The sequence below is a fragment of the Actinomycetota bacterium genome (assembly GCA_030776725.1).
GTDB lineage: Bacteria > Actinomycetota > Nitriliruptoria > Nitriliruptorales > JAHWKO01 > JAHWKW01.
Genome location: JALYHG010000262.1, coordinates 1 through 4,981, shown reverse-complemented (window position 1 = coordinate 4,981; position 4,981 = coordinate 1). Strand labels below are relative to the sequence as shown.

The following is a 4,981-nucleotide window of genomic DNA, read 5'->3' as shown; positions in this document are numbered from 1 at the left end:
ATCCCGACGTCGACGTGGATCTGGTCCGCCGCAAGATCGGGATGGTGTTCCAGCAGTTCAACCTCTTCCCGCACCTGACGGTGATGGGCAACCTCACGATCGCACAGCGGCGGGTCCTGAAACGGTCCAAGCGTGAGGCGAACCAGGTGGGCCGCGACATGCTGGACCGGGTCGGCCTGGCCGAGAAGGCCGACGACTACCCGGTCCGCCTGTCGGGCGGTCAGAAGCAGCGCGTGGCGATCGCGCGGGCGCTGTGCATGGATCCGGACATGATGCTGTTCGACGAGGTCACGAGCGCCCTCGATCCGGAGTTGGTCGGCGAGGTGCTCGACGTGATGCGCACGCTGGCGGACGAGGGCATGACGATGCTCGTCGTGTCGCACGAGATGGGCTTCGCTCGCCGCGTCGCCGACCGGGTCGTGTTCATCGCGGACGGTGTCATCGTCGAGGACGGGCCGCCGTCGCGCCTGTTCGAAGCGCCGGAACACGAACGCACCCGGCGGTTCCTGTCGGTGGTCCTGGAGCGCTGATCGGCGAGTCAGAACAGCGCGCGGGACAGGCGCTTCCGGGCTGCCGCGACGCGCGGGTCGTGCTGACCCAGCATCGTGAACAGCGCCACGAGTTGCTCGCGGGCTTCCTCACGGCTCTGGCCGCCGGCGTCGACCGCGGCGAGCAACTCCTCGATCGCCTCGTCGTACGCGCCGCGGGCGGCCAAGACCCGGCCCAACGCCAGGCGGGCACCACCGTCGTCGGGGTCCGCCGCGACCCTCGCGCGGAGCTCATCGATGCTGTCGTCACCGACCTGGGCGAGTTCCGCGCGCGCCGCGACCTGCTCCGCCGCGGGGTCCGGTCGGTGTGGGGTGACCAGCTCCAGCGCAGCATCCGGGTCCCGCTCGACGAGCAGCTGAGCGAGCGCCACCGCGGCGTCACGGTGATCGGCTTCGAGCTGAAGGGCCCGGCGCAGCGTCGCCTCGGCTTCGCCGCCGTGCTGCTGGGCTGCTCGCTCGACCAGCTGATCGGCGGCCGAGGGCACCAGCCGGTCGAGGAACGCCTCGATCGCCTGGGGCGGCTGCGCCCCGACGAACTCGGCGACGATCGCCCCGGCGCGGAACGCCTTCACGGCCGGGATGCCCCGGACCGAGAACATCGACGCGAGCCGCTGGTTGCGGTCGACGTCGACCTTGGCGAGGACCACGTCACCGCCACGGGCGGTCACGGCACGCTCGAGGAGCGGCCCGAGCGTCCGGCACGGTCCGCACCACGCCGCCCAGAAGTCGACGACGACGGGCACGTCGTGCGAGCGCTCGACCACGGCCCGTTGGAAGTCGTGCTCGTCGACGTCGAACACGACCTGCTGTTCCCCCATGCCACCTCCGGCTCCGCGCCCTGCGAAGGTACGCTCGACTCCGCTCCGGTTCCCAATGCGTCCCACCAGGATCGCGCGTGACCGACCGCCAGACGTTGCTCCTCTTGGACGGCCACAGCCTCGCCTTCCGGGCGTTCTTCGCCCTCCCCGACAGCCTGCGGACCAAGACCGGGCAGCTCACCAACGCCGTGTACGGCTTCACGAGCATGCTGATCAAGATGATCGCTGACCACCGGCCCGACGGGATCGTGGTGTGCTTCGACAAGGGCCGTGACATCGCCCGAACAGACGCCTACCCCGACTACAAGGCCGGGCGCGCCGAGACCCCCGACGAGTTCCGCACCCAGCTCGACCTCATCCACGAGGTCCTCGAGGTGCTCGAGATCCCGGTGGTCGAGGTCGCGGGGGTCGAAGCCGACGACGTGATCGCCACGCTGGCGGACCGAGCGGTGCAGGAAGGCCACCGCGTGATGGTCGTCACGGGCGATCGGGATGCGATGCAGCTCGTCGGCGACGGGGTCACGATCCTGTACACGCTGCGCGGCATCACCGAAACGGCCGAGATGACCCCCGATGCGGTCGAGGACCGGTACGGCATCACACCGGAGCGCTACCCCGACTACGCGGCGCTGCGGGGGGACACCTCCGACAACCTCCCCGGTGTCCCCGGGGTGGGGGAGAAGACCGCCGCGAAGCTGATCTCCCGGTACGGCGACCTCGAGGGCGTCTACGACCACCTCGACGAGGTCGGCGGGAAGAAGCTCCCCCAGAACCTCGCCGAACACAAAGATCAGGTCTTCGTCAACCGGACGCTGATGCGGCTGCGGCGCGACATCGGCGTCGACGTCGACCTGGCGACGCTGCGCATGGGACGGCCGGTCCCCGAGAAGGTGCAGCGGCTGTTCGCGACGCTGGAGTTCACCTCGCTGTGGGAGCGCCTGCAGTCGGAGGTGCTCGGTGCGCAGCAGGAGGAGGACGCCGTCGGGTTCGAACGCCAGCCGCGCCGGTTGGGCAGCGGCGAGCTGCGTCGCTGGCTGGAAGACATCCGCCCCCCACTCGCTGTCGCGCCGGTGACCGACGGTGCCGTGCCGGCGCTGCGGTGGACAGCGGCCGGCCTCGCGGCGCCCGGCAGCGACCCGGTGGCGTACTCGTTCGGTGACCTGGCGCGAGAGGACCTGGAGGCGTTCGCGCGGGCGCTGGCCGACCGGCACCTGCCGAAGGTCGTCCACGACGTCAAGCTCCTCGACCACGCCACGCGTTCACGTGACTGGCACGTGGCCGGTGTCACGCTCGACACGATGCTCGCGGCGTACCTGGTCAACCCCGATCAGCGGTCGTTCGACCTGGATCGGCTCGCGCTTCAGCATCTCAACCGGACCATCACGGTCGATGAAGCCACGGAAGGCGACCAGCTCGCGTTCGACGTCGACGACAGCACGACCGCGTGGCGCGGCCGTGCGCTGCGTGCTCTGGCCACCCTGGAGCTCGCCGAGCATCTCGAGCGGGAGTTGGACCTCCGCGGCCAGCGGGAGCTGCACGACACGGTCGAGATGCCGCTGGCGCCCGTCCTGGCCCGTGTCGAGCGCACCGGCATCGCCGTGGACCTCGACGTGCTCGCCGAGCTGCGCGACCGCTTGGCAACCCGCTGTCAGGAACTCGAGCGCGAGATCTGGGACCTCGCCGGCGAGCGCTTCAACGTCGGGTCGACCCCGCAGTTGCAGGAGATCCTGTTCGACAAGCTCGGCCTGCCGAAGACGAAGAAGATCAAGACGGGGTACTCGACCGACGCGGCGTCGCTCGAGTCGATCCTGAGCGCTCATCCCATCATCGAGCCGGTCCTGGAGTGGCGGGAGCTGTCCAAGCTCGTATCGACCTACCTGGACGCGCTCCCGCCGCTGGTCGACCCCGCGACCGGCCGGGTGCACACCACCTTGTCGCAGGTCACCGCCGCCACCGGGCGTCTGTCCTCGTCGAACCCCAACCTGCAGAACATCCCGGTCCGGCGGGACGAGGGGCGCGAGATCCGCCGTGCGTTCGTGCCGGGCCAGGACTACGACCACCTGCTGCTGGCCGACTACTCCCAGATCGAGCTGCGCATCATGGCCCACCTGTCCGGCGACGAGGGGCTGCTGGACGCGTTCGCGTCCGGGGAGGACATCCACGCCACGACCGCGGCCAAGGTGTTCGACCTGCCGCTGGAGATGGTGGACGGGGCGCTGCGCGACCGAGCGAAGGCGATCAACTACGGGCTCGCCTACGGCTTGACACCGTACGGCTTGTCGCAGCAGATCGGCATCCCTCCCGAGGAGGCCCAGGAGATCGTCGACGCCTACATGAGCCGGTTCCCCAAGGTCGGCGAGTTCCTCCGCCAGGCGGTGCTGCACGCCCGCCGCGACGGGTTCACCAGCACGATCTTCGGCCGGCGCCGGTACCTGCCGGACCTGCTGTCGTCGAACTACAACCGTCGCAGCATGGCCGAGCGCATGGCGCTCAACGCCCCGATCCAGGGCGCTGCGGCGGACATCATCAAGCTGGCCATGGTCCGCGTGCAGGAGGCGTTGGACCGGGCGGGGCTGGCGGCCCAGCTGCTGCTGCAGGTCCACGACGAGCTCGTGTTCGAGGTGGGCGACGACGAGCTCCGCGATGCGCGCGACCTCGTCGTCGCCGAGATGTGCGGCGTCGCGGAGCTACGGGTACCTCTCGAGGTGGACACCGCGTGGGGGCCGACCTGGTTCGACGCTCAGAAACACTGATGATCGCCGGTGGGCGACGCTGCCCGTTGCGCTGCGGCGGCCACGTCGGTCCGGTGCGGCGGTCCTCGTCGATGCGGTAGGGGCCACGGTTCTCGCGGGCCAGCGCTGGCTGCAAGGTCTCCGCGCCGGGCGTCGGGCCGGTCCCACCGAGACCGCCGCCACCCTCACCGCTGCCATCACCGCCACCGCCTCCGGTGCCACGCCCGTTGTTGAGCGCGGACAGGTCGCTCCTGCCGGTGTGGCGGGCGCGGGCGCGCGCAGCCGTCTCGCGTCGCACGGTGTCGCCGTCCGGTGAGGTGGCGGTCACGGTGGCGACGTCGTCGACGTTGATCTGCCAGCCGCCGTGGTGGTGCATCGCGTGGTGGGCGGCGCACAAGGGGATCAGCCGGTGCATGTCGGTGTGCCCGCCGTGGTCCCACCAGTCGGCGTGGTGCAGCACGCACCAGGCCAGCGGCATCGAGCAGCCCGGCCAGCGGCACCCGCCGTCGCGCACGCGGGCGGCCGCGCGTTGGTCGGCGGTTGCGTAGCGTCGGGTGCGCCCAAGCCACAGCGGGCGCTGGTCGGCGTCGGTGACCAGCCAGGCCATGTTCGCCTCGCAGTACAGCTGCTCCAACGCCTGCGGCGGGCACGGCCCCGACCACGACAGCGTGGCGGGGTCCGCGGCGCGCCCCGCCCGGTCCTCCAACGTCGCAAGCGGCACGACCGCGGTGATCTGCGGGGCCACCCCCCCGCTTGGGGGCACGTGCCCGCCGCGCAGTGCGATGTCGGCCAGCTGTTCGAGCGCGTCGGCCATGCGCTGACCGTAGGAGCGTCGGTCGTCGTCGCCGCGCGGGGCGCCAAGGGCGTGCAGCGCTTCGGCGAG

3 protein-coding genes are annotated in these 4,981 nt (G+C 71.0%); 2 read left to right on the top strand and 1 reads right to left on the bottom strand.

Annotation, left to right across the window (positions count from 1 at the left end):
* Positions 1 to 530 (top strand): amino acid ABC transporter ATP-binding protein (locus M3N57_12775; GenBank protein ID MDP9023545.1); only part of this gene is annotated, 530 nt, incomplete at its 5' end.
* Positions 531 to 538: 8 nt separating this feature from the next.
* Here M3N57_12775 and M3N57_12770 read toward each other — a convergent pair.
* Positions 539 to 1,366 (bottom strand): tetratricopeptide repeat protein, encoded by an 828-nt coding sequence (locus M3N57_12770; GenBank protein MDP9023544.1) that lies wholly within the window; start codon positions 1,364 to 1,366, stop codon positions 539 to 541.
* Between the two features lie 77 nt (positions 1,367 to 1,443).
* Here M3N57_12770 and polA point away from each other — a divergent pair, with 77 nt between their 5' ends.
* Entirely contained in the window at positions 1,444 to 4,119 is a 2,676-nt protein-coding gene (polA, locus tag M3N57_12765) for a DNA polymerase I (GenBank protein ID MDP9023543.1), read from the top strand.
* Positions 4,120 to 4,981: the final 862 nt, after the last annotated feature.

Excerpts from the sequence above, each read along its gene's own strand:
- M3N57_12770 (MDP9023544.1), bottom strand. The coding sequence starts at position 1,366 with ATGGGGGAACAGCAGGTCGTGTTCGACGTCGACGAGCACGACTTCCAA.